Annotated in this window: 28 protein-coding genes; 9 read left to right on the top strand and 19 right to left on the bottom strand. The window is 63.7% G+C overall.

Annotated elements, in window-relative coordinates; all coding sequences use genetic code 11:
* Nucleotides 1-30: 30 nt before the first annotated feature.
* Entirely contained in the window at nucleotides 31-816 is a 786-nt protein-coding gene (gene otsB / locus LOKVESSMR4R_RS04650) for a trehalose-phosphatase (protein WP_157898133.1), read from the bottom strand.
* Nucleotides 817-918: 102 nt separating this feature from the next.
* Here otsB and LOKVESSMR4R_RS20070 point away from each other — a divergent pair, with 102 nt between their 5' ends.
* Nucleotides 919-1,089, top strand: coding sequence for a hypothetical protein (locus tag LOKVESSMR4R_RS20070; protein ID WP_157898132.1), 171 nt, complete (start codon nucleotides 919-921; stop codon nucleotides 1,087-1,089).
* Between the two features lie 189 nt (nucleotides 1,090-1,278).
* Here LOKVESSMR4R_RS20070 and LOKVESSMR4R_RS04640 read toward each other — a convergent pair whose 3' ends face one another.
* From LOKVESSMR4R_RS04640 to LOKVESSMR4R_RS04625, 4 genes are all read right to left on the bottom strand, one after another.
* Nucleotides 1,279-1,680, bottom strand: coding sequence for a PRC-barrel domain-containing protein (locus LOKVESSMR4R_RS04640; protein WP_087206519.1), 402 nt, complete (start codon nucleotides 1,678-1,680; stop codon nucleotides 1,279-1,281).
* Between the two features lie 72 nt (nucleotides 1,681-1,752).
* Nucleotides 1,753-2,073: a hypothetical protein gene (locus tag LOKVESSMR4R_RS04635; RefSeq protein ID WP_087206518.1), complete on the bottom strand. Its 321-nt coding sequence runs from the start codon at nucleotides 2,071-2,073 to the stop codon at nucleotides 1,753-1,755.
* The gene (gene ctaD, locus LOKVESSMR4R_RS04630) at nucleotides 2,070-4,553 is read right to left on the bottom strand and encodes a cytochrome c oxidase subunit I (RefSeq protein ID WP_087206517.1); all 2,484 of its coding nucleotides are present in this window, start codon (nucleotides 4,551-4,553) and stop codon (nucleotides 2,070-2,072) included. The genes LOKVESSMR4R_RS04635 and ctaD overlap by 4 nt, the downstream gene beginning before the upstream one ends.
* Nucleotides 4,550-5,173, bottom strand: a complete 624-nt coding sequence (locus LOKVESSMR4R_RS04625) for a cytochrome c oxidase subunit II (protein WP_237331902.1) — start codon at nucleotides 5,171-5,173, stop codon at nucleotides 4,550-4,552. Before LOKVESSMR4R_RS04625 ends, ctaD begins: the two co-directional genes overlap by 4 nt.
* Before the next feature lie 69 nt (nucleotides 5,174-5,242).
* Between LOKVESSMR4R_RS04625 and LOKVESSMR4R_RS04620 the strand changes: the two genes are divergently transcribed.
* Complete coding sequence (locus LOKVESSMR4R_RS04620) at nucleotides 5,243-5,761, top strand: DUF2231 domain-containing protein (protein WP_087206515.1); 519 nt, start codon at nucleotides 5,243-5,245, stop codon at nucleotides 5,759-5,761.
* Here the strand turns inward: LOKVESSMR4R_RS04620 and LOKVESSMR4R_RS04615 are convergent.
* Nucleotides 5,731-6,240, bottom strand: coding sequence for a CopD family protein (locus LOKVESSMR4R_RS04615; protein WP_087206514.1), 510 nt, complete (start codon nucleotides 6,238-6,240; stop codon nucleotides 5,731-5,733). The genes LOKVESSMR4R_RS04620 and LOKVESSMR4R_RS04615 overlap by 31 nt on opposite strands.
* Complete coding sequence (locus tag LOKVESSMR4R_RS04610) at nucleotides 6,234-6,935, bottom strand: cytochrome c oxidase assembly protein (RefSeq protein ID WP_087212605.1); 702 nt, start codon at nucleotides 6,933-6,935, stop codon at nucleotides 6,234-6,236. Before LOKVESSMR4R_RS04610 ends, LOKVESSMR4R_RS04615 begins: the two co-directional genes overlap by 7 nt.
* A gap of 153 nt (nucleotides 6,936-7,088) precedes the next feature.
* On the opposite strand from LOKVESSMR4R_RS04610, the gene LOKVESSMR4R_RS20065 reads away from it, so the two are divergent.
* Complete coding sequence (locus LOKVESSMR4R_RS20065) at nucleotides 7,089-7,277, top strand: hypothetical protein (protein WP_157898131.1); 189 nt, start codon at nucleotides 7,089-7,091, stop codon at nucleotides 7,275-7,277.
* Between the two features lie 15 nt (nucleotides 7,278-7,292).
* Here the strand turns inward: LOKVESSMR4R_RS20065 and LOKVESSMR4R_RS04605 are convergent, their stop codons facing one another.
* Nucleotides 7,293-7,796 carry an MgtC/SapB family protein gene (locus LOKVESSMR4R_RS04605; RefSeq protein ID WP_087206513.1) on the bottom strand — a complete coding sequence of 168 codons (504 nt, stop codon included), beginning with the start codon at nucleotides 7,794-7,796 and terminating at the stop codon, nucleotides 7,293-7,295.
* Between the two features lie 89 nt (nucleotides 7,797-7,885).
* Entirely contained in the window at nucleotides 7,886-8,299 is a 414-nt protein-coding gene (locus LOKVESSMR4R_RS04600; RefSeq protein ID WP_087206512.1) for a VOC family protein, read from the bottom strand.
* A 163-nt stretch (nucleotides 8,300-8,462) separates the two neighbouring features.
* Between LOKVESSMR4R_RS04600 and LOKVESSMR4R_RS04595 the strand changes: the two genes are divergently transcribed.
* Nucleotides 8,463-9,755 (top strand): O-acetylhomoserine aminocarboxypropyltransferase/cysteine synthase family protein, encoded by a 1,293-nt coding sequence (locus tag LOKVESSMR4R_RS04595; RefSeq protein WP_087212603.1) that lies wholly within the window; start codon nucleotides 8,463-8,465, stop codon nucleotides 9,753-9,755.
* Between the two features lie 144 nt (nucleotides 9,756-9,899).
* Nucleotides 9,900-12,146, top strand: coding sequence for a hypothetical protein (locus LOKVESSMR4R_RS04590; protein WP_087206511.1), 2,247 nt, complete (start codon nucleotides 9,900-9,902; stop codon nucleotides 12,144-12,146).
* A 40-nt stretch (nucleotides 12,147-12,186) separates the two neighbouring features.
* Here LOKVESSMR4R_RS04590 and cobT read toward each other — a convergent pair whose 3' ends face one another.
* A complete protein-coding gene (gene cobT, locus LOKVESSMR4R_RS04585; protein WP_087206510.1) occupies nucleotides 12,187-13,197 on the bottom strand; it encodes a nicotinate-nucleotide--dimethylbenzimidazole phosphoribosyltransferase in 1,011 nt (336 codons plus the stop codon).
* Nucleotides 13,198-13,247: 50 nt separating this feature from the next.
* Between cobT and cobS the strand changes: the two genes are divergently transcribed.
* Nucleotides 13,248-14,036 (top strand): adenosylcobinamide-GDP ribazoletransferase, encoded by a 789-nt coding sequence (cobS, locus tag LOKVESSMR4R_RS04580; protein ID WP_087206509.1) that lies wholly within the window; start codon nucleotides 13,248-13,250, stop codon nucleotides 14,034-14,036.
* A gap of 72 nt (nucleotides 14,037-14,108) precedes the next feature.
* Here cobS and LOKVESSMR4R_RS04575 read toward each other — a convergent pair whose 3' ends face one another.
* The 6 genes from LOKVESSMR4R_RS04575 to rpiA form a co-directional block, all read right to left on the bottom strand.
* Entirely contained in the window at nucleotides 14,109-14,432 is a 324-nt protein-coding gene (locus tag LOKVESSMR4R_RS04575) for a 2Fe-2S iron-sulfur cluster-binding protein (protein ID WP_087206508.1), read from the bottom strand.
* A 140-nt stretch (nucleotides 14,433-14,572) separates the two neighbouring features.
* Nucleotides 14,573-15,991: a Do family serine endopeptidase gene (locus LOKVESSMR4R_RS04570; protein WP_420645902.1), complete on the bottom strand. Its 1,419-nt coding sequence runs from the start codon at nucleotides 15,989-15,991 to the stop codon at nucleotides 14,573-14,575.
* A 211-nt stretch (nucleotides 15,992-16,202) separates the two neighbouring features.
* The gene (gene hflC, locus LOKVESSMR4R_RS04565; protein ID WP_087206507.1) at nucleotides 16,203-17,156 is read right to left on the bottom strand and encodes a protease modulator HflC; all 954 of its coding nucleotides are present in this window, start codon (nucleotides 17,154-17,156) and stop codon (nucleotides 16,203-16,205) included.
* Nucleotides 17,156-18,310, bottom strand: coding sequence for an FtsH protease activity modulator HflK (hflK, locus tag LOKVESSMR4R_RS04560; RefSeq protein WP_087206506.1), 1,155 nt, complete (start codon nucleotides 18,308-18,310; stop codon nucleotides 17,156-17,158). The genes hflC and hflK overlap by 1 nt, the downstream gene beginning before the upstream one ends.
* A gap of 77 nt (nucleotides 18,311-18,387) precedes the next feature.
* Nucleotides 18,388-19,824 (bottom strand): glutathione-disulfide reductase, encoded by a 1,437-nt coding sequence (gene gor, locus LOKVESSMR4R_RS04555; RefSeq protein ID WP_087206505.1) that lies wholly within the window; start codon nucleotides 19,822-19,824, stop codon nucleotides 18,388-18,390.
* Between the two features lie 27 nt (nucleotides 19,825-19,851).
* A complete protein-coding gene (gene rpiA, locus LOKVESSMR4R_RS04550) occupies nucleotides 19,852-20,640 on the bottom strand; it encodes a ribose-5-phosphate isomerase RpiA (RefSeq protein ID WP_087206504.1) in 789 nt (262 codons plus the stop codon).
* A 162-nt stretch (nucleotides 20,641-20,802) separates the two neighbouring features.
* On the opposite strand from rpiA, the gene LOKVESSMR4R_RS04545 reads away from it, so the two are divergent.
* A complete protein-coding gene (locus LOKVESSMR4R_RS04545; RefSeq protein WP_087206503.1) occupies nucleotides 20,803-22,176 on the top strand; it encodes an L-serine ammonia-lyase in 1,374 nt (457 codons plus the stop codon).
* A gap of 86 nt (nucleotides 22,177-22,262) precedes the next feature.
* Complete coding sequence (locus LOKVESSMR4R_RS04540; RefSeq protein WP_087206502.1) at nucleotides 22,263-23,192, top strand: DMT family transporter; 930 nt, start codon at nucleotides 22,263-22,265, stop codon at nucleotides 23,190-23,192.
* On the opposite strand, the gene LOKVESSMR4R_RS04535 is transcribed toward LOKVESSMR4R_RS04540, so the two are convergent.
* Complete coding sequence (locus tag LOKVESSMR4R_RS04535; protein ID WP_087206501.1) at nucleotides 23,110-23,778, bottom strand: thiamine diphosphokinase; 669 nt, start codon at nucleotides 23,776-23,778, stop codon at nucleotides 23,110-23,112. The two genes, LOKVESSMR4R_RS04540 and LOKVESSMR4R_RS04535, sit on opposite strands and share 83 nt — an antisense overlap.
* A 135-nt stretch (nucleotides 23,779-23,913) precedes the next feature.
* On the opposite strand from LOKVESSMR4R_RS04535, the gene LOKVESSMR4R_RS04530 reads away from it, so the two are divergent.
* A complete protein-coding gene (locus LOKVESSMR4R_RS04530; RefSeq protein ID WP_087206500.1) occupies nucleotides 23,914-25,365 on the top strand; it encodes a hypothetical protein in 1,452 nt (483 codons plus the stop codon).
* A gap of 47 nt (nucleotides 25,366-25,412) precedes the next feature.
* Here LOKVESSMR4R_RS04530 and LOKVESSMR4R_RS04525 read toward each other — a convergent pair whose 3' ends face one another.
* Nucleotides 25,413-25,634: a DUF2842 domain-containing protein gene (locus LOKVESSMR4R_RS04525; protein WP_087206499.1), complete on the bottom strand. Its 222-nt coding sequence runs from the start codon at nucleotides 25,632-25,634 to the stop codon at nucleotides 25,413-25,415.
* A 5-nt stretch (nucleotides 25,635-25,639) separates the two neighbouring features.
* The gene (locus tag LOKVESSMR4R_RS04520) at nucleotides 25,640-26,932 is read right to left on the bottom strand and encodes an adenylosuccinate synthase (protein WP_087212597.1); all 1,293 of its coding nucleotides are present in this window, start codon (nucleotides 26,930-26,932) and stop codon (nucleotides 25,640-25,642) included.
* Nucleotides 26,933-26,946 lie beyond the last annotated feature (14 nt).

Raw genomic sequence — 26,946 nt, 5'->3', positions numbered from 1 at the left:
CGGCACACCCTGTCTTGCGATTTCTCTGTCTCATGAAACATCCCTGCGTTGTGATTGTTCCCGCTGCGGTGCGCCCTGTCGCGCCGCCAGATCAAGGCAATGGACCAGCGCGGCGATATCCGCCACGCGATAGCGCGCGGCTGTCGCCCCCTCACCGACCTTGACCGATAGGCCGCCCATGCGGTTGACGGCGGCAAAGCCGGTCTCGTCCGTGACGTCATCGCCTGCGAAAAACGGGATGCGCCCGGCAAAAGGCGGCTGCTGCATCAGGCTTTGCACCGCCTCGCCCTTGGTCTGGCGGCCATAGATCAATTCCAGCACCATCTTGCCAGACAGCAGCGACAGCGCCGGATCGGCCTCGCAAAGGCCCTGCATGAAGGCGTGACATTGCGCTGCAAGCGCGGGCCGCTTGCGGTAATGCAAAGCGACTGCGCCGGGCTTGGGGTCGGGCTCCAGCCCGTCATGGCGGGCCGCGAAATCGGTCACTGCGGCGACCAGCCCGGCATGGGCCTGCGCGTCATAGTCAAACCGCGTCACGGCCCCGTCCTGCAGCCGCCGTTCCAGCCCATGCACCCCCACGGCGGGCAATATCAGCGGGGCCAGCATCCTGTCGATCTGCGCCAGCGACCGCCCCGAGACCAGCGCCAGCGCATCGCCGGTCCCCAGCGCCAGCCTGTGCAGCACATCGCGCACCGGCGGCGCGACACGCGCCTGTTGCGGATCGGCGACGATCTCGGCCAATGTCCCGTCCACATCGAGGAAAAACGCGGTGCGGGCCGGCGCCAATACCAGCGAAGGCTGAAGAATTTCAGTCACATGCAGTCCTTTGTAATCTGTTGCGGCACCGGATCAACGCGCCAAAGGGCGCTTGGTTGCGCGCCCTGCACGCGATCCCGTCAAAGGCCAATCAATGTCACCGTGACTGGCACCCTGTCTGGCACCCTGTCTGGCACCCTGTCTGGCACCCTGTCTGGCACCCTGTCTGGCATCATCCCCGGCATTGTCACCGTCACCGGCCATCCGCAAAAGGGCCAGGACATCACGGCGCTATGGGCACCGGCCAGTCTTTGCCCCTGCAACAGGGCGTAACATGGGCGGGGGCCAGAGGTCCAGTTCACCACCCCGGATCGCGGGCAAACCCCGGCCTTGCGGGCCAAGGCGATGCCGGATCGCGGTGATCGCCTATCATTTGTGCAGTTTGAAAACGAAAACACCCCGCCACGGTGGGCGGGGTTGGCCTGGGTGGATCAGCGGGCACCAGCGCGCCCGCCTGCCCCATCAGACATAGGGCACGCCGTAATAGCCATAGACATTGCGCCCATAGCCGGGGTCCTGCCAGGGGTCTTCATCGGGCGCATAGCTTGGGGCCTGGTCCAGCTGTTCGCGGGTGACATTGACGATATAGCCACCCAGATCGGGATCGAAGGTCAGCGTATCCCAAGGCAGCGGATGATAGCGTTCGCCCAGCCCCAGAAAGCCGCCAAATGACATCACGGCATAAGAAACCTTGCCGCTGTGTTTATCGACCATGAAATTATAGATGCTGCCGATGTTTTCGCCGTCGTGATTATAGACATGCGTGCCTTCCACCTTGTTGGATGCGATCAGACGATGCGTCTCGTCGATGGAATCGGCATTTTCGGCCAGCGACCGCGTCTCGGTGTTCATAGGGTCAGCCATGGCTTTTGTCCTCTTGGTTGCGATAAAGGATCAACCGGCGCGCGCGGGGAATGTTCCGGACCGGATCGCAGCCTAGATGCAAGCGCTGGTCAGCACGATGGGCGACAGGGTCCAGAGGGTCGCGACCAGACCAACCCAGGCCGTCGCGCGCGCCGTGACATTGACGAACTGCGCGTCAGAGCGGAACCGCGCCTGCGCTAACAGCCATAACAGCGCGACCTGCGCCATGATCGCCAGCGCAAAGGCCGCCACCAGCAGCCCGCGCGCCAGCGACAGCCCAAAAAGGCTGCCCGCGATACCGAAACCGCAGATCACCCCGTGCAGCGCGTAAATGGCGCTGAACGCGGCCAGCCAGACCAGCGGGGCGATCAGGATACGCAGCAGATCCATCATAGCGTCAGCCCCGACAGATGCCCGACCAGCAGCACCAGCGATCCGCTGATGGCGAGGTAATCGGCCCAAAGACTGACCACCGCAAATTCCGACCGGCGGACGGGCGAGATATAGCCCTGCGTCACCCGCGCGATCAGATGGCCGGTCATCAGCACCATCAGCCCCGCGTGGAACAGCCCGTAGCTGCCCAGCACGAACAAGGTCGCGGCATAGGCATGGTCCACGGGCGGCGGCATGCGCCACAGCATGATGGCGCAGCAGGCCCCGAAAACCAGCGCGCCGGTCAAGGCGATGCCCAGCGCAGGCAGGGTCGCGCGCGCGTTGCGCACCGCTGCCAGCGCCAGCCGCAGCGCAAGTGCCGTGCCCAGCGCGCCCGCCACGCCCACGCCAAGTTCGATGAAGGACGGCACAAACCGGACGGCAGGCGGCCAGCCGGGGGCGACGGTCCATAAAAAGCCGAAACCGAACAGCAGACAGCCAAACAAGGTGGCATTGGCCACCAGCAAAAACAGCGAGCCCCACCAGCCCGGCGCGCGGTCGGTGGCGCTGGTATGTGGCAAGGTCACGCCCTGCCCCACATCCTGCGCGCCCGGATCATCCTTGCGCCCGGTAACCCAGACCCAGTGCAGCGCCAGCGCCGCCACCCCGACGATCCCGATCGGGACCATCCAATAGGTTTTCAGCAAAAGCCCCAGAAAGAAGATACCCGTCACCGCCGACATCACAATCGGCAGGCGGGTATTGGCGGGATAGATCACATGCGCTTCGGGGCGGCCTGTGGCGACATCGACCATCAAGGTCTCGCGCCAATGATGGCGGGGTGTGCCCAGATAGCCTTTGCCCTGCGCCAGACTGACCGGCAGGTCCGGATCATCTGCCAGCGGGTCGCGGCTGGTCACATGCGGCAGGCTGGCGAAATTATAGGATGGCGCGGGCGTCAGTGTCGCCCAGTCCAGCGTGCCTGCCTGCCAGGGATTACGCCTAATCCTGCGCTGCGACCAGACATGCAGGATCACATCCAGCAGGACCATGGCGATCCCGATGGACAGAACGAAACTGCCGACGGATGAAATCAGATTGATCAGGGTCCAGCCATCCTCGGGGGTATAGCTGTCGATCCGGCGGCGCTGGCCTAAAAGCCCCACCCAATGCATCGCGAAAAACGTGACGTGAAAGCCTGCAAAGATCAGCCAGAACGCAAATTCGCCCAAGCGAAAGAACCGCTTGCGCCCGGTCACATGCGGCAGCCAGTAATAAATCCCCGCGAAGACCGGAAAGACGAAACCGCCAAACAGCACATAATGCAGATGCGCGGTGATAAAGGCCGTGTCATGGACCTGCCAGTTGAACGGCACCATCGCCACCATGACGCCGGTCAGCCCGCCGATCACGAAAGTCGCGAAAAAGCCCATGATATGCAGCATCGGCATATGCAATTCGGGCCGGCCTTTCCACATCGTGCCGATCCAGGCGAAAATCTGCACCGCCGTCGGCACCGCCACCAGCGTTGACGCTGCCGAAAAGAAGGCCAGCGCCATATGCGGAATGCCCGTGGTGAACATGTGATGCACCCAGAGCCCGAAGGACAAAAACGCCAGTGCCACAATCGCCGCCACGATCCAGCCATAGCCGATCAGCGTCGTGCGGCACATCACCGGCAGCACGGTGGATACGATGCCAGCCGCAGGCAGAAAGATGATATAGACCTCGGGATGGCCGAACAGCCAGAACAGATGCTGCCACAGCAGGCTGTCTCCGCCCAGGTCGACCTGAAAGAACGGAAAGCCAAAGGCGCGTTCCACCTCTAACAGGATCGAGCCAAGGATCAGCGGCGGGAACCCCGTCAGGATCATCAGTGCCGTGACCAGCGCATACCAGGCAAAGATCGGCATTTTCGCCAGCGTCATGCCGGGGGCGCGGAATTTCAGGATCGACACACAGATTTCAGCCGCTGCCGCGATGGCCGAAATCTCGACAAAGGTGATCCCGATCAGCCAGAAATCGGTGTTGATGCCGGACGCATAGATCGCATTGGACAGCGGCGTATACATGAACCAGCCGCTGTCGGGCGCAAGCCCCAGCAGCATCGCCACCAGCAGCATCGACCCGCCGAAGACGTAACACCAATAGCCGTAAGCCGTCAGGCGCGGAAAGGCCAGATCGCGGGTGCCAAGGATCTTGGGCAAAAGATAGATCGCCAGCCCCTCGAATGCGGGGATCGCGAAGAGGAACATCATGATCGTCCCGTGCATGGTAAAGATCTGGTTATAGATCTCTGGCCCGGCAAAGGCCGCATGCGGGCTGGCCAGCTGCGCGCGGATCAGCATCGCAAGGATGCCCCCCACGATGAAAAAGAAAAACGAGGTGACAAGGAACATCCGCCCCAGATCGCTATGGTTCACGGTGGAAAACCAGCCGCGAAACCCCTTTTGCGAGGCCCAGATCGCATCAAGCCTGCGATGGCGTGCAACGACATTCATTGGGTGCCTCCTGCGATGAAAGCGGCCCAGCCTGCGGCGTCATGCGCCCGGACGGTAAAGCCGAAACCGGCATAATTCGTGCCGCTGAATTCCGCGCTCAGACCTTGGTAATCGCCCGGCGCATCGGCCTCGATCCGCAGCAGATTGGCGCGGCCGGGGATGGCGTCGCGCTTGCCTGCAAGGCGCGGCACCCAGAAACTATGGATCACATCCGCCGTGGTAACCGCGACATCGACCGGCCGGCCTGCGGGAATGTGCAAGATATCCTGTGTCATCTGCCCCGGCGCATCCTGATAGGTAAAGGTCCAGACCCAGCGCTGCCCCTGCGCGCCGACCTGCACGACATTGCCGTCATCGCGCGGCAAAAGCCGTTCACCGATCACCAGCCCAAAGCCCAGCAAGATCGCCAGCACGATCATCGGAAAACCAAGGCCAAAGCCGATGATCCAGACCCGCAGCTGGCGATCCTCATCGCCGGGTGCGGCGGGCCTGCGCCGCCAGAAAGCCAGCGCCACCAAGCCCATGACCAGCGCAAAGATCAGCACCGATCCGATCAGCATGGCCCACCACAGCGCGGCGATGGCCCACGCCGCAGGCCCTGCTGCATCGAGGGTCGACATGTCGCCCGCGCAACCATTCAGCGCCAAAAGCGTTGTTGCCAATATCACAAAACGAGGAGCCAGCCCCCCATGCCTGAAGAAAAAGTCGAGACTGAATCCGACGCGTTGATCGACCCGATCGGGGAAATGCCGGATTTCAACAAGACGGAATCGCGGATGGCCTTGGCGGGACATCCGATCCACGCGATGAGCGTCGCTTTCCCGGTCGCGCTGACCTTTTGCACCTTGGGTGCGGATGTCTTTTACTGGATCACGGGCGATCTGTTCTGGGCGCGCGCCGCTGTCTGGGCGGCGGGCACCGGCTTTGTGCTGGGGATGATCGCTGGCTTGTCGGGGGCGGCGGAATTGCTGCTGGTCTCGGGGATCCGCGCCCGCGCGCCCGCCTGGACGCATTTCATCATCGCGGTCACGCTGCTGGCGATCCTGGGGGCGAATTGGGGGCATCGGCTGTCGGGCTATGAAGCCGCCGTGCTGCCCTATGGGCTGCTTTTGTCGGGGCTGAGCGTGCTGATGGTCATGTTCACGGGATGGCATGGGGGCAAGCTTGTCTTTGATTATCAACTGGGCACCTCGAAGGGAAAATCGTGACCGCGCGGCACCAGCAGCCATTGCGGCATGCTGACCCAATCGGCGGCAGGTTTGGCCAGCACCAGACCAAGGATCACCACCGCCACGCATAAAACGCCGCCCACCCCATAGGCGGGATGGGGTGGGCGGTGCGTGCCGGGTTTTTCGGCCGTCAGCACCAGCACATGCCCGATCCAGGCATGCAGCGCGACCAGCAGCGCCACAAAGACCATCTTGGCATAGAACCAGGGCACAAAGACCTCGCGCAGAAAGATCAGCCAGGTGCCCGCGATCACCGCCACCACCGCCGCAGGTGTGACGCAAAGCGTATAGGTCAGATGGGCGGCGCGGCGGATATGGATGTAATCATCCGGCCCGATGGCCGGTTCATGGCGCGCCAGCATGATCGGCAGGATCAGCAACCCGCTGCACCAGATCAGCAGCGCCGCGATATGCACCGCCTTGAAGAGCGGCACCAGAGGCGTGATCCATTCTACCACGACAGATCCCCCCGCAGCCGGGTCCAGCTTTGGCGCGCCAGCGTCACGGCGGCCACCGCATAGGGCAGCCCCGCAGGCACCCACATGATCAGCCCGCCCAGCTGCTGGTCGCGCAGCGCGCTGATACCCCAGTCAAACGGCGCGATGGCATGGGCCGCATAAAGCGCGGCTGGCGCGAAAGTCAGGATCGCGCCCAGCATCCCCATCTGCGCGAAATTGGCGATGATCGCGGCCAGTTGCAGCACCGGCGCCCCGTTGCGCGCAAAAGCCGCGCGCCAGAACCAGACCGCGCTTGCCAGCAGGGTGATCTGCATCAGCCAGTACACTCCGACATGCGACAGCGCGGCATCATAGGCGGCGGGCAGATGCCATGCCCATAAGATCACGCTCGCCACCGCCAAGGGCAGCGCCGGCCCGCCTGCCGTTTGGGCGCGCAGCCCCCAGGCCAAAAGCGGTGCCGCAACCGCGACCAGCAACACATGATGCACCACCCGCGCCGAAAACAGCGCCGAGGACAGCGCGCAAAGCGGCGAGACAAAGGCCAGGATCAGCACCGCAACCGCCAGCAGCCCTGCCAGATCGCGCCGCAGCAGCCAGCCCATCAGCGCCAAGGCCAGCAGCAATGGCGGATCAAGGTTCCAGCTGGACCATAGCTGATCGGGGAGCGGCGGCGGGCCGCAGTAAATCCTGTCCATCGACGGCTTCCTGTGCTGCGGGGGCGGCTTGGGTGCCCCGTCCTGCACAAACGCGCCCACTCGCGCGATAGTTCCAGCCCAAGCCCGGAACCCAGCACAGATGGCCGCGTTGAGCCCCAGAGACACACCCAGACACACGAAGGAGCCGCCAGCATGACACAAGATCCCAAATCCACCCGCGCAATGCCGCGCAGCCTGATCTATGCGATGATCCCCATCGGGTTTTTGTTGCTGGTGCTGGTCTTGATCTTGTCAGGGGTGCTGACGCAGGAGGCGGTGGATGATCCACGCGTCGTGGTCGAGGATGAAGACCAGACCGTGCAGGACAGACCCGCGCCCTGATCGGTCGGCGCCTGTTCAGCTGCGCGGATCGTCGATATCGGTATCGCCGGGCGCGCATTGCGGCACAAGAAACGGCATCACCACAAGGATCGCCAGCACGACAGCGGTTGTCAGGATGGCCGTCGCCTCGAGGCCAAGGCCCACGATCACACCGATCCCCGCCGTGGCCCAGATACTGGCGGCGGTCGTCAGGCCTTCGACCTCGTGGCGCGATCTGCGCACGATGATGGCCCCTGCCCCCAGAAACCCGATGCCTTGGACAATGCCTTGCAGAACGCGCGAGACCTGTTCGATCGGCATCCCCGCCTGTATCGGCCCGATCACGAATAAGGCCGCGCCCACCGCGACCAGCATATGCGTGCGCACCCCGGCGCTGCGCGCCTTGCGTTCGCGGTCATAGCCCAGCACGCCGCCCAATGCGGCCGCCGTCAACAAGCGCAGCGTAATGACCGTGATCGCCGCAATATCCGGCAGATCCCCGAATTCGGCCATGATCGTGGACCCGATATCGTGCAACATGCGCGCATCCGTTCAAAGAGGTGACACCACCGCTTTAACCCGTCGCATCGCTGCATGTTCCCTGCGGCCAGCGCGCCTGCAAGGCCGGATCAGGCGGCGAAAACACCGCTTTCGGCGGCAAAGCCCTTGATCTCGATTGGATTGCCCGAAGGATCACGGAAAAACATGGTCCATTGTTCGCCTGGCTCGCCCTTGAAGCGGACCGAGGGGGCCAGGATAAAATCGGTCTGCCGGTCTTCCAGACGACCGGCAAGCGCGGTCCATTCATCCAGCGGCAGCACCACGCCGAAATGGGGCATCGGCACCATGTGATCGCCCACTTTGCCGGTCGGCGCATTGGCGAAAGGTGCGCCCAGATGCAGGCTGAGCTGATGGCCGAAAAAGTCGAAATCGACCCATGTCTCGGTGGACCGGCCTTCGACAGCGCCCAGCGCACCGGTATAGAATGCGCGGGCCTCGTCCAGATCGGTGACGTGATAGGCGAAATGGAATGGCACGGGCATGGGCGTCTCCTTGGGTTCTGCGCGGATGATTTACACATTCTGTCCCGCAAAGTCCAAGCCGTAAGTTTTGCCGCGCAGCACCGGTCTTTTCCTGCGCTGCCATGTTGTTTGCCCGCCGCTTTGCCCCTACACCTGCGGCAGATGATCCAAAGGGAGAGAGATGATGACAGACGCCCCCAGCTACGGTTTCGACACATTGCAGGTCCATGCGGGCGCGCGCCCCGATCCGGCCACCGGCGCGCGGCAGGTGCCGATCTACCAGACCACCGCCTATGTCTTCCGCGACGCCGAACATGCGGCGGCGCTGTTTAACCTGCAAGAGGTCGGCTATATCTATTCGCGCCTGACCAATCCCACGGTCGCGGCCTTGCAGGAACGTATCGCCACGCTCGAAGGCGGTGTTGGCGGGGTCTGCTGTTCGTCGGGTCACGCGGCCCAGATCATGGCGCTGTTTCCGCTGATGCAGCCGGGGCGCAATATCGTGGCGTCAAGCCGGCTTTATGGTGGCACGGTCACGCAATTCAGCCAGACGATCAAACGCTTTGGCTGGTCGGCCAAATTCGTCGATTTCGATGATCACGCCGCCGTTGCCGCCGCCATCGACGATGATACCCGCGCCGTATTCTGCGAAGCCATCGCCAATCCCGGCGGGCATATCACCGATCTGGACGCGATTTCCGCGATCTCGGATGCGGCGGGTATTCCGCTGATCGTGGATAATACCAGCGCGACCCCCTATCTGTGCCGCCCGATCGAACATGGCGCGACGCTGGTCGTGCATTCGACCACGAAATACCTGACCGGCAATGGCACTGTGACGGGGGGCTGCGTCGTGGATAGCGGCAAATTCGACTGGCGCGCCAATGACAAATTCCCGTCCCTGTCACAGCCCGAACCCGCCTATCACGGGCTGACATTCGCGGAAACCTTTGGCCCGCTGGCCTTTACCTTTCACGGCATCGCCATCGGGCTGCGTGATCTGGGGATGACGATGAACCCGCAGGCCGCGCATTACACGCTGATGGGGATCGAGACGCTGTCTTTGCGCATGGACCGGCATGTGCAGAATGCACAGACCATCGCCAAATGGCTGCAAGATGATCCGCGCATTGATGATGTGACCTATGCCGGGCTGGATAGCTCGCCCTATGCGCATCTGGTCCCCAAGATCTGCCCCAAGGGTGCGGGTGCCTTGTTCACCATCGCGGTCAAGGGCGGCTATGACGCCTGCGTCAAGCTGGTCGACAGCCTGGAAATATTTAGCCATGTGGCTAACCTTGGCGACACCCGGTCGCTGGTGATCCATTCCGCCAGCACAACGCATCGGCAGCTGACCGCTGACCAGCAAAAGGCCGCAGGGGCCGGGCCGAATATCGTGCGCCTGTCCATCGGGATCGAGGATGCCCGCGATTTGATCGCCGATCTGGATCAGGCCTTGACCAAAGCCGTCGGCTAAGGCCAGCCGCCAGGGCCACCTGCGCGGGCCTACTTCTGGCGCAAAACCCGTCCATGCCCTTGGCTTGGGCGGGTTTTTGCTTTAGGATTTCGGGATCTGCGCAATGGCGTTCAGATGCGGCCTTCAACCTGCTAGACGCGGTATATGACACCCGATTTTGCCCTTTCGCTTTCCCTTGCAGGCATTGATCTGCTGCAACGCAATGATGATGGCTGGCGGCATGTCGGCACGGCATCACTGGGGGCCAGCGATATCGCCGCAGCACTGGCCGATCTGCGCGCCACAGGGCAGGCGCTGGCGCCAGAGGGGTTTTTCACCAAGCTTTTGATCCCGATGGAACAGGTGAAATATCTGGCGCTTGATACGGCGCAGACCAGCTTGGCCGATATCACCGCTGCGCTGGACGGGGCCACACCCTATGCGCTGGACGCGCTGGCGATTGATTTCGAACGCAGCAACGGGCGCACCCATATTGCCGCCGTCGCACAAGAAACCCTGCGCGAGGCCGAAGATTTCGCCGCGGCGCATGGGTTCAACCCTGTTGCCTTTGTCGCGGTGCCGTCCCCCGGCACCTTTGCGCAGGAAATCTTCTTTGGTCCGACCACCATGGCCGCCCGCGCCCTTGGCCCCGGCATCATCGTCACCCGCGACAGCCAGCCCGTGCAATTGCCCAGCACGCAGGCCAAGACGCATCCGGCGCAGGCTGACCGGCCTGTCCCCGCGCTGCGGGTTGACCGGATCATCGGCGAATATCACCCGCCACGGCAATCTGCGCCTTTGGTGCCTGTGCCTGTCATGCCTGTGCCTGCGCGGATCGTTCTCTCCGACATCCCCCCCGCAGCGCCGCGCCATCTTGACCGGATCATCCCGCACTATGACGCGCCCACCACCCAGACCGAGGTGCCGCTGATCGCCGTGGCCGCACCCGGATCGACCCGGCCGGTGGTGCTGGGCGGGGTAATGGCTGCGGTGTCGCAGGCCCGTTTGCGCCGCCCCGCCTATGCGCTGCCGGGCGCGATTGCTGCCAGCCTTGCCGCTTTGGGCCTGATCTGGTGGCTGCAATCCGGTCCCGCGCCGGTTGACGCGCCCCTGCCGGTCACCGAACTAGCGCAGGCCGCGCCGCCCACATCTGCGCAGCTTGATATCGCGATCACGCCGCCCGATCCGGGCCGCGATCAGCCGCTCGCAGCGCAACGCTTGCCTGATAGCGAAACCGCCTTTGCCGCCAGCCCGCCGCCTGGGCCATTGACGCCCGATGTGGCCGACAGCCCCGACCTTGTGCCGCAAATCAGCTCTGCGCCGGCAACAGGGCGCGTGCTGACCCCGGATGAGGCGCAGGCCGTCTATGCCGCGACCGGCGTCTGGCAGCGGCCACCGCGTTTTGTCGATCTGCCCTCTGCCGTCACGACCGCGGATGTGATCTGGCCGGACACGCCCCCCGCCGCCGCACCGCTGGCCGCACCACGCCTGCCGACAAGCGCGGCGCTGGCCACCGATCTGGCCTTTGTGCCGCTGGCGATCCCGCCTGCGGCTGACACATTGTTCGATCTTGATGCCGAAGGTTTTGTGCGCGCCACTCCCGAAGGCGCGCTGACCCCCGAAGGTGCGGTGGTTTACGCGGGGCTGCCGGACCTGCCGTTTCGCGCGCGGCCTGCGCGGCCCGTGGATCCCGCTACAACATCAGCCGAGGTTGAGATCACCGTGATCCCCGGGCCGCCGCCCGTGGTTCCACCCCTGCGGCCTGCCACATTGGACCAGACGACACCGGGCGGGGTATCCCTTGCCGGGTTGCAGCCGGGGGCCAGCGGCGCGACTGCGGTTGACGATCTGACGCCGCCCCCCGGTGCGATCCGCCCAAGAGCACGACCCGCCCTGCCCGATGTCGCCAATAGCGCCAGCGAGATCGAGGCCGTTCTGGGCGGCATCGCGCTGGCCGCGCCGGATATGCGGGCCACAGGCTCGGCCTTTGCGGTGGCGACATCCTTGCGGCCGACCCGCCGGCCCGCCAATTTCGACCGCGTCGTGGCCGCCGCGCGCAGCAGCCAGCGGCCCGCCGCCACGCCCACGCCCGGTGCAATCGCGGCAGCCCCGGCGCCGCAGCAGGTGCAGGCCGCGGCCCCCGTCGCCCCGCAGAATTACGAACCCGTCCCCGGTGGCGTGACCCGCGCCGCCACGCAAGACAGCGCGATCCGCCTGCGCGAGATCAACCTGATCGGCGTCTACGGACAACCCAGCGCAAGGCGCGCGCTGGTCCGGTTAAGCAATGGGCAATTTGTCCGGGTGCAGGTCGGCAGCGAATTGGACGGTGGCCAGGTCACGGCAATCGGTGAAAACGCGCTGAACTATGTCAAGCGCGGCACCACCTATGCCTTGCAGATCCCGCAGGGCTGATCCGCTATTGCCATCGGCCAATCAGGACCGCGCGACGGGATCAGGCGTCGCTGACACCGGCTTCGGCGAATGTGGCCATGCCGGAATGGCAGGCGACAGCACCTTGCAGGATGGTGATCGCAAGCGCGGCCCCGGATCCTTCGCCCAGCCGCAGACCCAGCGACAAAAGCGGCTGTTTGCCCAAAGCATCCAGCAGCCTCTGATGCGCGCCCTCCAGGCTCAGATGCCCGGCGACGGCGTGATCCAGCCCGGCAGGGTTTAGCCGGTGCAGCACGCCCGCCGCTGCCGAACAGATGAACCCGTCAAGGATCACCGGGATCCGCAGCGCCCGTGCGGCGGCCATAGCCCCTGCCATCGCGGCAATCTCGCGGCCACCCAGACAGCGCAGCGCCTCGAGAGGGTCGCGCGGATCATGCAGGGCCAGCCCGGCATCCACCGCCGCGACCTTGCGCGCAAGGCCCGCATCATCGACACCAGTGCCGCGCCCGGCCCAATCGGCACCGGTGCCGCCGAACAAGGCCGCGGCAAGGGCCGCCGCCGATGTGGTATTGCCGATCCCCATCTCGCCGGTGACCAGCAGATCAGCCGGAGGATCAACCGCGCTCCAGCCCTTTTGCAAAGCGTCCAGCAATTCAGATTCGGTCATGGCGGGGGCCAGGGTGAAATCCGCCGTGGGCGTCGCAAGCGACAGCGCATGCACATCCATCCGCGCCCCCGCCGCCTTGGACAGCTGGTTGATCGCCGCACCGCCATGTTCGAAATTGGCGACCATCTGCACCGTCACTTCGGGCGGAAAGGCGGAAACACCCTGCGCGCAGACCCCGTGATTGCCAGCAAAGATGATGACCTGCGGCGCGCGGATCGCGGGGCGCGGATCGGCGCGCCAGCCTGCATACCAGATCGCCAGATCCTCGAGCCGGCCCAAGGCACCTTGGGGCTTGGTCAGCTGCGCATTGCGCGCGGTGGCCCCGGCGATGGCGGCCTTATCGGGGGTGGATAGCGCGGCACAGAGGCTGCGAAAATCGGCAAGGCTGGTGAATGGCGCGGTCATAAGGTCCTCGTTGCGTAATCTGCCCTGACTGTCTAACGATCAGGGCACAGATGAAAAGAGCCGCAAGGGGCAAAGCAGTGACCAATCCCGACAATCGCCTGTTTGCGGCCATCGACCTGCCCGCGGCGCTGGGCCTGCTGACGCGGCTGCCGGTGCCGGTGGATGGCGCAGCGGCGACCGCGCGCGGGGCGGCGGCGGTCTGGGCCTATCCGCTGGCGGGCGTGGTGTTGGGGGGACTGCAGGCGCTGGCCATGGGGCTGCTGCTATGGCTTGATGTGCCGGTCGCGATCACCGCAGCGTTGGTGCTGGCGCTGGCGATCATCGTCACCGGCGCGATGCATGAGGATGGCCTTGCCGATAGTATCGACGGGCTATGGGGTGGTTGGGACAAGACGCGCAGGCTGGCGATCATGAAAGACAGCCATATCGGCACCTATGGCGTGATCGCGCTGGTGCTGACGCTTTTGCTGCGCTGGACAGCGCTGGGCATGATCGCCAGCGCGGGGGGTTTTGCGCTGGTGCTGGTCGTCATTGCGGCGCTCAGCCGTGCGGCGATGGTGGGCGTCATGGCCGCCCTGCCCCATGCCCGCGAGGATGGGCTCAGCCGCGCGGTCGGGCGCCCTGCGCCGCGCGTCGCTTGGGTCGCGGTGGGCATCGGCGCGGGTCTGGCGCTGGTCACGGGATATCTGGGGCTGGTGATCGTGGCAGCCGCCGCAGCGTGCCTCTGGGCGCTGATCGCGCGGGCCAAGATCGGCGGGCAGACCGGCGATATCCTGGGCGCCACGCAACAATGGGCAGAGCTGGCGCTGCTGATCGCGGTGGTCACGGCGCTGGCCTGATCGGGCGGCGGCAAAAGCGCGGCCCGCGCCAGCCCCGGACATGGTGCCAAGGCCAGCGGGCAGGCCTGCTGATCAAATCTGCTTTTCAGGCATCTGCACGCGCAGACCATCAAGCGCATCGCTGACCTTCAACTGGCAGGTCAGGCGCGATTTGACAGGGTCGGGCTGATAGGCGAAATCGAGCATATCATCTTCCATCGCGTCCTTGGCGGGCAGTTTGTCCACCCAGGCATCATCGACATAGACATGGCAGGTCGAACAGGCGCAGGCCCCGCCGCAATCGGCCTCGATCCCCGGAATGCCGTTGTCGCGCGCGCCTTCCATGACGGTCAGGCCATTGGCCACATCAACCACATGTTCCTTGCCGCCATGTTCGACATAAGTGATTTTCGCCATTCTATCGTTTCCCCTGTGCTGTCATGATCTGTGCCCGCATTCCTAAATGACGCATCGCGCTGGGACCAGTGCAAAAAGCCCCCCAAAACGGCAAAGGGCGGCCTCGGAGGACCGCCCTTGATCAATGTTGCGCGCCAGGATTATTCCTGTTCCAGCACCAGCGCCACGAAACGCGGATCGCCGCCACGCCGGACCAGCATCAGGATCGAGCTGCGCCCGGCCTCGGTCGCAAGGGTGATCTGCTCTTCCAGCTCTGCGATGGTGCCGACAGGCTGGCGCGAGGCTTCGGTGATCACATCGCCTTCGATCAGACCCTTGGAGGCGGCATCCGAGTCAGGCGCGATGCCGGTGATGACCAGCCCCTGATCAATATTGAGCGAGAATTGTTCCATCAATTCGGGGGTGACAGGTTCCAGCGTCAGGCCCAGCACCTCATCGGGTTCGGTGGCAGGGGCCTCTGGTGCGGCGGCGGGAAAGGCCACGGCCTCTGATGTTTCGCGCCGTCCCAGCACCACGGTCAATGCTGCGATCTCGCCATCGCGCAACACCTCGACCGGCACTTGCTTGCCGACCGGCGAATTGCCGACGATGCGGACCAATTCGCGGGTATCCTCGATCTCGATCCCGTCGAAGATCAAGATGACATCACCTGACAACATGCCCGATTCCTCTGCCGGTCCGGCGGGGACATCCGTGACCAGCGCGCCGCGCGCCGCATCCAGCCCGTCGATGGCCGAGACCATGTCGGGCGTCACATCCTGGATCCGCACACCCAGCCAGCCACGGCGGGTTTCCCCGAATTCGATCAACTGATCGACGACATTGACCACCACCTCAGAGGACATCGCAAAGCCGATCCCGATCGACCCGCCGGTGGGCGACAGGATCGCGGTATTCACGCCGATGACCTGGCCATCCATGTTGAACAATGGCCCCCCTGAATTGCCACGGTTAATCGCAGCATCGGTCTGGATGTAATCATCATAGGTGCCCGACAGCGCCCGGTTGCGCGCCGAGACGATCCCGACAGAGACCGAAAACCCCTGCCCCAGCGGGTTGCCCATGGCCATGACCCAGTCCCCGACCCGCGCCCCTTCGGCATTGCTGTCGCCAAAGGCCACGAATGGCAGATCACTGGCATCCACTTTGAGCACGGCAATATCGGTGTTGGGGTCGGTGCCGATCAATTCGGCCGGCAATTCGACACCGGAATAGAATTCGATCAGGATCTCATCCGCGCCTTCGATGACGTGGTTATTGGTGACGATGAACCCATCGGGCGAAATCACAAAGCCTGATCCCAAGGCAGATGACCGCTGCGGCCCGCCGCGAGGGCCGTTGTTGAAGAAATCCTCGAAAGGGGATCCTTCGGGCACGACACCGCGCGGCATGGTGCGTTCGGCGATGGTCGTGCTGGTCGTGATATTCACCACCGAGGGGCTGACCAATTCGGCCAGATCGGCAAAGCTGGGCGGGCGGTCCTGTGACAGCGCGGCGGTCGCCTGCATGACCAGGGCGGACAGGGCCAGCAGAACGGCGCTGACAAATCCGACCGCCATGCGGCGCATAGGATACGGGTTTTTGTGGATAGCGATTGCCTTGGCTTGCACGGTCATCTCCTTGGGGATGGGCAGGACCAATGTCCCGCAAAATATCTAACACCAAGTTAGCGCATCAACGGATCAGCACAATCCCCATCACCGGCAAGTGATCGCATGCAAAAGGCCGACCCAGGGGCCGGCCTTTGCCATCGCATATGCCTGCGCAAGATCAGCGCAGGGCGGTTTCGTCCTCGATCGCGGGCAGGCTTTGCACTGCAGCGCCCGCCGCGCCATTGGCCGTGGCGCGCAAAGATTGCGCCCCCTGGGCCGAGCGCAGGTAATTGAAGAACTCGCTTTCAGGCGACATCACCATCATCGTGTTCCCACCCTGCAAGGCGCGCTGATAGGCCGTCATCGAGCGGTAGAATTCAAAGAATTCCGGATCCGCACCAAAGGCCGTCGCAAAGATCTCGTTGCGCAGCGCATCGGCCTCACCCTGGATGACCTGGGCTTCGCGTTCCGCCTCGGAGACCAGCTCGATCACGGTCCGGTCGGCCTGCGCTTGAATACGCTGGGCGGCTTCGCGGCCACGGGCGATTTCATCGGCAGCTTCGCGTTCGCGTTCGGCCTTCATCCGCTCATAGGTGGCGTTCAGGTTGGCCTCTGGCAGGTCGGTGCGTTTCAGGCGCACATCCAGCACTTGCAGCCCCAAGGCACGGGCCTCGGTGATCGCGCCATTGCGGATGCGCAGCATCAGCGCGGCACGGTCGGTGGACAGGATGTCATTGGATGACACCGAACCCAATACCTCGCGCGTGCCAGCGCGCAGGATGCTGTCCAGCCGCTGCGACGCGGCCGGCAAGCCACCGGCACCCACGGCGCGGCGGAATTGTTCGACATCCGCGATCCGGAACCGCGCAAAGGCATCGACAACCAGACGGCGGTCATCGGCAGGGGTGACTTCGATCGGGTCCAGATCACGGCTGAGGATACGGTCGTCGTATTTCACGACTTCCTGGATCAGCGGGATTTTAAAGCCCAGGCCCGGGTCTTCTTTGACACGGACGATCTGGCCGAATTGCAAGACCAGCGCCTTTTCGCGTTCATCCACGATAAACATCGAAGACAAGGCCACGCCGATGATGACCACCAATGCGGGAATGAGAAGAGCTGTTTTCCGCATCAGTTGTTACCTCCTGTCGCAGCGGGGGTCCGCCGCATTTCGTTCAGCGGCAGATAAGGCACGACGCCTTGGCCGCCAGCGGCGTTTTCATCCATCATGATGATATCGACATCGCCCAGAACGCCTTCGAGTGTTTCCAGATAGATCCGCTTGCGCGTTACATCCGGCGCTTGCACATATTCCGCCAGAATGGCCGAGAAGCGGCTGGCCTCACCCAAGGCTTCGTTGACCACGCGGGCGCGGTAGCCTTCGGCCTGTTCCAGCACCTGTGCCGATTGACCGCGGGCTTCGGCAACCACGCGGTTGGCATAGGCATCTGCCACGTTTTGCAGACGGTCGCGTTCCTGACGGGCATCCTGCACCTGCCGGAAGGCCGCGATCACGGGCTCTGGCGGGTCGGCCTTGTCAAAGTTGACGCGGATCACGTTCACGCCGGAATCAAAGCTGTCCAGCGATGCCTGAATATCGTCACGCAAACGGTCGGCAATCGCACCACGGTCACGGTTCAGGATCGGTGCAAGCTGCGATTGCGAGATGATTTCGCGCATCGCGGATTCAGACACCGCCGCGATGGTCTGGGGCGGATCGGCCAGGCTGAACAGGTACAGCTGCGGATCAATGATGTTCCAGACGATCTGGAAGTCGATATCGACGATATTTTCGTCACCGGTCAGCATCAGGCCGGGATCGCGGCGCGTGGCACTTGCGCCCACGTCAATGGTCCGTTCGGTCGAGACGGCCAGCACTTCGCGGGTAACGACGGGCCAGGGGGCAAAGTTCAAGCCCGGCTCACCGGTCTTGTAATAGCTGCCCAGGAACAATTCGACAGAGCGTTCTTCGGGGCGGACCGTATAGAAAGAGGCGAAAAGCCACAGGGCCACCAGGCCAAGCAGGCCCAACCCAACGGTGCCGCGTGTCAGTTGCGGACCTTGCCCGCCGCCGCCTTCGCCACCTGGACCACGCGACCCACCACGGCCGCCGCCGCCCATCAGGACGCGCAGCTGTTCGCGGCCCTTGTTCACCAATTCGTCGATTTCGGGGATATTGGGGCCGTCATTGCCGGGTCTGCGCCCGCCGCCACGGTTGCGGTCGTCATCGCCGTTCCCGCCCTTATTGCCGCCACCGCCCCACGGGCCTCCTGAATTTCCTGCCATCGGTTCCCTATGCTTCCTTTCCATCTATCCCGGCGCGCCGGGGTCTTGTTGGACATGTGTGTCCTGGCGCCGCAAAATCAAGCGCGGCGGACCGGGTCCTTCATGGTGACCAATTCCTCGGCCATGGTCGGATGAACGGCCACAGTGCGGTCAAAGTCCTCTTTTGTGGCGCCCATCTTGATCGCGATCGCGGCCAGCTGAATCATTTCGCCCGCGTGATCTGCGACGATATGACAGCCCAGCACCTTGCGGGTTGCGCTGCTGACGACCAGTTTCATCATGACACGGTCGGTGCGGCCCGCAAAGGCATGGTTCATCGGCTTGAAAGAGGTGCAGTAAATCTCGACCGGTTCGATGTCGCGGGCCTCTTCCTCGGTCAGGCCGATGGTGCCCATTTCGGGCTGGGTAAAGATCGCCGAGGGGATCAGCTTGTGATCGACCTTGGTCGGATTGCCCTTGAACACGGTTTCAACGAAAGCCATGCCTTCGCGGATCGCCACCGGGGTCAGCTGGACACGGTCGGTCACGTCACCGATCGCATAGATCGAAGGCACGCCGGTCTGGCTGTACGCATCCACCACGATTTCGCCGCGCCGCCCGATCTGCACGCCCGCCTCGGCCAGCCCGATGTTTTCGGTATTGGGGGCGCGGCCGGTGGCGAACATGACCTGGTCAAAGATCGCCTCGGTGCCATTGGTCGCCTTGACCCAGATCCCCTTGGTCGGCTTGCCCGAGGGAAAGGACACAGGCTTGCCCTGTTCGACGGCGGCACCGATCCCGTTGTTTTGCAGATCCTCTTCGGTGGCGGCGCGCATTTCGACGATATTGGTGCCCAGATGCAGGTTCACGCCTTTTTCGCGCATGCCTTCGGCGACAAGGCCGCGCGCCTCGTCGTCAAAGCCGCGCAGGATTTGTGCGCCCCGATAGAATTGCGAAACCTGCACGCCCAGCCCGTTCAGGATGCCCGCAAATTCCGAGGCGATATACCCGCCGCCGATGATCAGGATCGACTTGGGCAATTCATCCAGCAGGAAAATATCATTCGAGGTGATGCCAAGTTCTGCCCCAGGAATATCCGGCACGACAGGCCGGCCGCCGGTGGCGATCAGGATATGTTTCGCCGTCACCGTCCGGCCGCTGGACAAGGCCACTGTATGCGCATCCTTCAAACTGGCGCGGGCATCGCAGATTTCGACGCCGGAATTGTCCAACAGCTTGCGATAGATCCCTTCCAGACGGTCCAGTTCGTCATGCAGTTTCGCGCGAAACCGTGGCCAGTCGAACGGCCCATCCGTAAGATCCCAGCCATAGGCGCGGGCATCGGCGAACATCTCGGAATAGCCCGAGGCGAAGACCATCAGCTTCTTGGGCACGCAGCCCCGGATGACACAAGTGCCACCCATGCGGAATTCCTCGGCCAAGGCGACCTTGGCACCGGTCGCGGCCGCCACGCGCGCGGCCCGCACCCCGCCAGAGCCGCCGCCGATTACGAAAAGGTCATAGTCAAAAGTCATATCTGGTCCTTGGGTCGGTTCAGGCGATCATTTCGCCAGCTCTGCGAACAGGTTGGCATCGTCCTGCAGATCGAATTGCACCACGTCATTGCTGTCATTGGTGATGTCGCGCACATCGACCCTGCCATTACCATGGCCCACGATCACAACATCACAAATGTCGATGAACAACCCGTTTTCCACGACACCGGGGATCTGGTTCAGCACCATCGCCAGCTGGCGCGGATTGCCGATCCTTTTGAGATGCAGATCAAAGATGAAATTGCCTTCGTCCGTGACATAGGGCGCATCGCCCTGCATCCGCTGGATCACATCGTGCCCCAGCACATCGGCCCCGATCAGCGTATCCGCGATCAGCGCGCGGGTGGTCTGCATCCCGAAAGGCAGCACCTCGACCGGCAGAGGAAAGGCCCCCAGCGTCGCCACTTTCTTAGAGGCATCGGCGATCACGATCATCCGGTCGCTGGCGCTTGCCACGATCTTTTCGCGCAGATGCGCGCCGCCGCCGCCTTTGATCAGGTTCAGATCGGCATCATATTCATCGGTCCCGTCAATGGTCAGATCCAGCCATTTCGCCTCATCAAGGGTGATGATCTCGATCCCCTCTTCGCGGGCCAAGGCGGCGGTGCGGTTCGAGGTCGGCACGCCCTTGATCTGCAACCCGTGATCGCGGACCAATTCGCCCAGGCATTGCACCAACCAAGCGGCGGTGGACCCGGTCCCCAGACCGATCTTCATGCCCGATTCCACATAGGCCGTCGCCTGTTTGGCCGCGACGAATTTGGCCGTATCCATGGGGGACAATTCGATGGTCATGCACGGGTCTCCGATTTTGTTGCGCTGCTTATAAGCAGTTTGCCCATCAGGTGCGAGACCCAAATGCCCCGCTGCCGCAACCCGCAGGGCGGCTGTCGCTTTTGGTGGATGGCCCGCCCGACAAAGCCGCTAGCAAGAGCAGGCATCAGCAAGGACGCATCCATGTTCCTGTCCGTCTTCGATATGTTCAAGATCGGCATCGGCCCGTCATCGTCGCATACAATCGGCCCGATGGTCGCCGCCGCCCGGTTTCTGGACCATCTGCGCGGCCTGCCTTTCGGCGTTGCCGGGCTGCGGGCCTCTTTGCATGGCTCGCTGGCCTTTACCGGTGTCGGCCATGCCACCGACCGCGCGGTGATCCTGGGGCTGGCGGGGATGCGCGCGGATGATTACGATGCGGCCCGCGCCGAGGCCGAACTGGCCCGCATCAAGGCCGATCGCACTGTCGCCCCCGCAGGTCTGGGCCTGCTGCGCTTTGATCCGGCCGGTGATATCCTTTTCGATTACGGCCCCGCCCTGCCCGGCCATGCCAATGGGCTGATCCTGTCGGGCACCGATGCGCAAGGCGATGTGATCACCCAAGTGACCTATTATTCCATCGGCGGCGGCTTTGTGTTGACGGCGGATGAACTGGCCGCAGGGCGCGATGCCGCAACCGGCCCCGCAATCCCCTATCCGTTCCGCACCGCCGCCGAGATGTTGCAGATGGCGCAGGCAAGCGGGCTAAGCATCGCCGCGATGAAACGCGCCAATGAATTGACGCGCATATCCGCCGCCGATCTGGACCGTGGCCTTGCGCGGATCTGGGAGGTGATGACAGCCTGTATCGACCGGGGCCTCGCGACTGACGGGATCTTGCCGGGCGGCTTGTTCGTGCGCAGGCGGGCCAAGGGGATTTACACCGCCTTGATGGCCGAACGCGGGCTGAACATGACGGCCCCCCATACGATCAACGATTACATGTCCACCTATGCGATGGCCGTGAACGAGGAAAACGCCGCCGGCGGGCAGGTCGTCACCGCCCCCACCAATGGCGCTGCCGGTGTGGTGCCGGCCACGATCCGCTATTGGCTGGACCATGTCCCCGGTGCCACCCCGTCGCGCGTGGGGGATTTCCTGCTGACGGCAGCGGCGGTGGGCGGGTTGATCAAGACCAATGCCTCGATCTCGGGGGCGGAATGCGGCTGTCAGGCCGAGGTGGGCAGCGCCGCCGCCATGGCCGCCGCAGGGCTGGCGGCCGTGCTGGGCGGCAGCCCCGAACAGGTGGAAAATGCCGCCGAGATCGCGCTGGAGCATCACCTTGGCATGACCTGCGATCCGGTCAAAGGGCTGGTGCAGGTGCCCTGCATCGAACGCAACGGGCTGGGCGCGATCAAGGCGGTCTCGGCGGCGTCACTGGCGCTGCGCGGCGATGGCCAGCATCTGGTCGCACTTGATGTCGCGATCGAGACGATGCGCCAGACAGGCGCCGACATGTCCGAGAAATACAAGGAAACCGCGCTGGGTGGGCTGGCCGTGAATGTCCCCAATTGCTAGGCAATCGGGGAGCGCGCCGCGCGGGGATATTTAGGCTCGGAAGATGATGCGTTGTCTTGCCAGAAGGCGCGCGCTAGCCTGATCGCATGACAGATGACCGGCCTTTTCTGGGCGTGCTTTTGATGCTGGCCTTTTGTGTGCTGGCCCCTTTGGGCGACAGTATCGCGAAACTGCTGGGCGGGGTTGTCGCGCTGGGTTTGCTGGTTTTTGCGCGCTTTGCGGTGCAGGCGCTGATCCTGGTCCCGCTGGTCTGGGCGGGCGGCCAAAGCCTGCGTTTGCCGCCCGGTTTGCTGGGGCTGACGCTGCTGCGCAGTATCTTGCATATCCTTGGTATCGGGCTGATGTTTTCCGCGCTGCGCTATCTGCCTTTGGCCGATGCACTGGCCATCGCCTTTGTCATGCCGTTTATCATGCTGATCCTTGGTCACTTTTTCATGGGTGAAGAGGTCGGCCGCCAGCGCCTGGCCGCCTGTGCGCTGGGGTTTGCCGGCACGTTACTGGTGATCCAGCCGAATTTTGTTGATGTCGGCGCGCCCGCGCTTTTGCCGCTGGGTGTCGCGCTGGTTTTCGCGCTGTTCATGATGGTCACCCGCCGTCTGGCGCGCCTGCTGGACCCGATCCGTTTGCAGGCGATCAGCGGGCTGCAGGCAGTGCTTTTGTTGGCGCCTGTCGTGTTGCTGCTGCCGGATGCGCGCGGCGCGATCGCGCTGGCGCCCAGCGGCTGGGGTCTGCTGGCAGCTTTGGGCGTGATCGGCACATTGGCGCATTTGGCCATGACATGGAGCCTGCGCTTTGCCCCCGCCTCGACCCTTGCACCGATGCAATATCTGGAAATTCCGGTGGGCACTGCCTTTGGCTGGCTGATCTTTTCGGATCTGCCCAACGGGCTGGCCGCGCTTGGTATCTGTGTCACCATAGCGGCCGGGCTTTACATCATCCTGCGCGAAGGCCGCCTGTCAAAGCCGCCGCCAGACAGCTCTGTGGCAGTGTCACCAAAAGCGGGCCTTGGGCGCTGACCCGCACCGGCCCGCCGGTCGCCATATTCGAGGCGCTGTTGCGCCCGACAGGATGCAGCGCCCAATCGGTGAACGGCCAGGCCACCCCCGCGACAGAGGCCCGCACATCGCCCAGCGGCATCAGCGAGACCCGCGTGCCTGCGGGCAAATCCACGACGCTATCGCCCTGCGGCGCCAGATAGGACACATCATCGCCATCCACCAAAAAGACCCCCCTGTCGGGCCTGCGCGCCATCACATTGAGCACCGAGAGCGCATGATCCATCCGCCCGCCGGTAAAGCCCAGCGCGATCACAAAGGGGGCCGTCACCCTTGTCAGCGCCTTTTCGAAATCCGTGGTTTCCTGTTCGGGGATCTGCCAGAGACGATCGGCAAAGGCCGCACGGGCCTGCGGTGAGACACTGTCCAGATCGCCGATCACCGCCAGCGGGGTAATGCCACCTGCCAGCAGGTGATCTGCCCCGCTATCGACCCCGACAAATCCGCCCACATAAGGCGCAACCGTTGCAAAGGCAGTCCTACGCAGCGCCGCGCCGCCGACAAGACAGATCGCGCTGGCGCTGGAAACAATATTTGGATGTAACATCACATTCAGCCCAATTCACAAACATTCCCCAAAAGGGTCACATTATCATCCTGAATGGCCGAGCAATCTGCGGCTGGCAACCCTTCTGCCCGATTCCGTCGGCTTGTGGCAGATCAACGACGAAAGACAGCAGCCATGACCGACAAGACACAGATCCTTGATGTGACCTTTGGCACGTTTTCTTGCCGTCTTGAAGGTTTCGACGACAGCCTGGCGATGATGAAGCTGGTCGTCGGCTATTTCCACGATCTGGCGGGCCATGCGCAGTTTCTGAACGCAGCCCAGCCCGCACCGGATCTGGCGGAATTGGCGCGGTTGACCCAGGCCGCGGCGGATGGCGATGTGCAAACGACCGTGGCGGGCGGCAAGCTGCGGCTGCGCCTGCGCGAAACGCCGCAATCCGCTGCCGCGCCAGATCTGGCGTCGGATGCCATGGAGGACGCCTTTTATGACGAGAGCGTGGCGGCCAGGCTCGACCGGGTCCGCAATGTCGTCGGTCGCGGTCATGCCCCCGAGACCATAGTCCCCGATACCGAAGACCTGACAGATTCCGCCGCCGCGCAGGCCGGGCAGAACCCGCTGGCCCTGCGTCTGGCCGCTTTGGCACGGCGCAATGCCGAACGCGCCGCCTTGCAGGCTGATCTTGCCCGCGCGCAGCCCGCCCCTGACGAGGCGCAGGACAGCGCCGCAGCACCGCCAGACGCGCCCCAGCCGCAAGCGCCAGAGACAAAGGACAAAAGCCTGCATCTGGCCAATCTTGTGGCGGATGACGGGCTGGATTTGCATGCCGAGGTGGCCGAGATCGGGCGCGTCATCGAGGATCGCAACAAGCGCTATGCCTTGTCGCATAATGCCGATGATGCGATCAGCCGGATCCTGTCACATACAGATGCCGCGCTGAACCAGCCCGAACACCGCCGCCAGCAAGACGCCTTCGCACAGCTCAAGGCCGCCGTGGCCGCGACAGAGGCCGCGCGCCAGCTGGGCGATGACGGCAGCCCCCAGCACCGCCCAAGCGAGGCTTACCGCCATGATCTGGGGGAATTCGCCGCCGCCGCAGACCCGCAAGACCCCGAACAGGACGCCGATCAGGATGCCAATCAGGACGGGACCGCCCCGACCGGTCCGGTTGCCCGCGCCAATGATTCCGCTGGCGCACAGCGCAATGATCCCGCCGCCCCGCCGCGCAACCCGCCGCCGCTGCGCCTTGTTGCCTCCCAGCGCGCCGATATCAGCCCCGAGATATTGCCCGATCCGGCCTCTCAGCGTCTGCGCCAGATCGCAGCCAAGGCGAGGGATGCGGCGCAGCCCGTGATGCGCTTTGCGCAATTCGCGGATGAATATGCCGCAACCGGCCTGGAAGACCAGATCGAGGCGGCAGCGGCCTATATCAGCTTTGTGATGGCGCAGGCAGATTTCTCGCGGCCGCAGGTGATGAAACTGGTCCAGAGCCTGACCCAATCCGAGATTTCACGCGAGGACGGGCTGCGCTGTTTTGGCCGCTTGCTGCGCAAGAACCGGATCATCAAGCTGGACAACGGCCGTTTTGCAGTGGCCAGCAGCACCCGGTTTCGCGCGGATGCATGACAGCGCCGCGCTGATGATATGACAGGCGGGGACAGCCCCGCCCCACATCATTTTCCGTCAGGCGCATCGGGGTCGGGCTGCCCGATCCCCTTGAACACCCATTTCAGCGGAAAGACCCATGCGATCCCCAAGATCACATAGATCAGGAATTCGATCATCTTGGGAAAGCGGGTTGCCTCGGACATGATGGTGACGGCCAGCACGATATAGGCCGGCAGGCCGATCACCAGCACGAATAAGGACAGGCGTTTGCGGTTCTTGTAGGTCATTGTCCTCAATCAGCGAAAGGGTCGGTCACGAGGATCGTATCCTCGCGCTCTGGCGAGGTGGAAACTAGCGCGACCGGGCAATCGATCAACTCTTCGATGCGACGGACGTATTTGATCGCCTGCGCGGGCAGATCGGCCCAGGACCGCGCGCCCATGGTCGATTGTGACCAGCCTTCGATTTCCTCGTAGATCGGGGTGCAGCGCGCCTGTTGATCGGCGGCGGTGGGCAGGTAATCCAGCCTTTCGCCGTCCAGTTCATAGCCGACGCAGATTTTCAGCACCTCGAACCCGTCCAGAACATCCAATTTGGTCAGCGCGATCCCGTTGATCCCCGATGTGGCACAGGTCTGGCGCAGCAGGCAGGCATCAAACCAGCCGCAGCGGCGTTTGCGCCCTGTCACAGTGCCGAATTCATGGCCGCGCTGGCCAAGCCGTTCGCCATCGGCATCGTGCAATTCGGTCGGGAACGGCCCTTCGCCGACGCGGGTGGTATAGGCTTTGACGATACCCAGCACGAAATCGATCGCGCCCGGCCCCATGCCGACACCCGTCGCCGCCTGCCCTGCGATCACATTAGAGGATGTGACATAGGGATAGGTGCCAAAGTCGATGTCCAGCAGCGCGCCCTGCGCCCCTTCGAACAAGATACGCTTGCCCGCTTTGCGCTGTTCGTTCAGCACTTTCCACACAGGTGCCGCATAGGGCAGAACCTGCGGCGCGATGGCCCGCAGATCGGCCAGGATTGCCGCGCGGTCGATCGGGTCCAGCCCCAGACCGCGGCGCAATGCATCATGATGCGCCAGCGCGCGGTCAAGCCGCAATTCCAGCGTGGCATCATCGGCCAGATCGGCCACACGGATCACGCGGCGGCCGACCTTGTCCTCATAGCAGGGGCCGATGCCACGGCCGGTGGTGCCGATCTTGGCCATGCCGACAGCGGCTTCACGGGCGCGGTCCAATTCGCCGTGGAACGGCAGGATCAGCGGGGTATTTTCCGCCACCATCAACGTGTCCGGCGTGATCGTCACACCCTGGTCGCGCAGAATGCCGATTTCCTTGATCAGATGCCAAGGGTCCAGCACCACGCCATTGCCGATCACGCTCAGCTTGCCGCCACGCACGATCCCCGAGGGCAGCAGCGACAGCTTGTACACCTTGCCGTCAATGACAAGCGTATGGCCCGCATTATGCCCGCCCTGAAAGCGCGCAATGACATCGGCCCGCTCGGACAGCCAGTCCACGATCTTGCCTTTGCCTTCATCGCCCCATTGGGCACCGACGACCACCACATTTGCCATAAAACTGTCCTTTC

This window comes from Yoonia vestfoldensis, from assembly GCF_002158905.1.
In the GTDB taxonomy this organism is placed as follows: domain Bacteria; phylum Pseudomonadota; class Alphaproteobacteria; order Rhodobacterales; family Rhodobacteraceae; genus Yoonia; species Yoonia vestfoldensis_B.
Note: the sequence above shows the minus strand (reverse complement) of the source record. Positions and strands in the feature narration are given on the sequence as shown.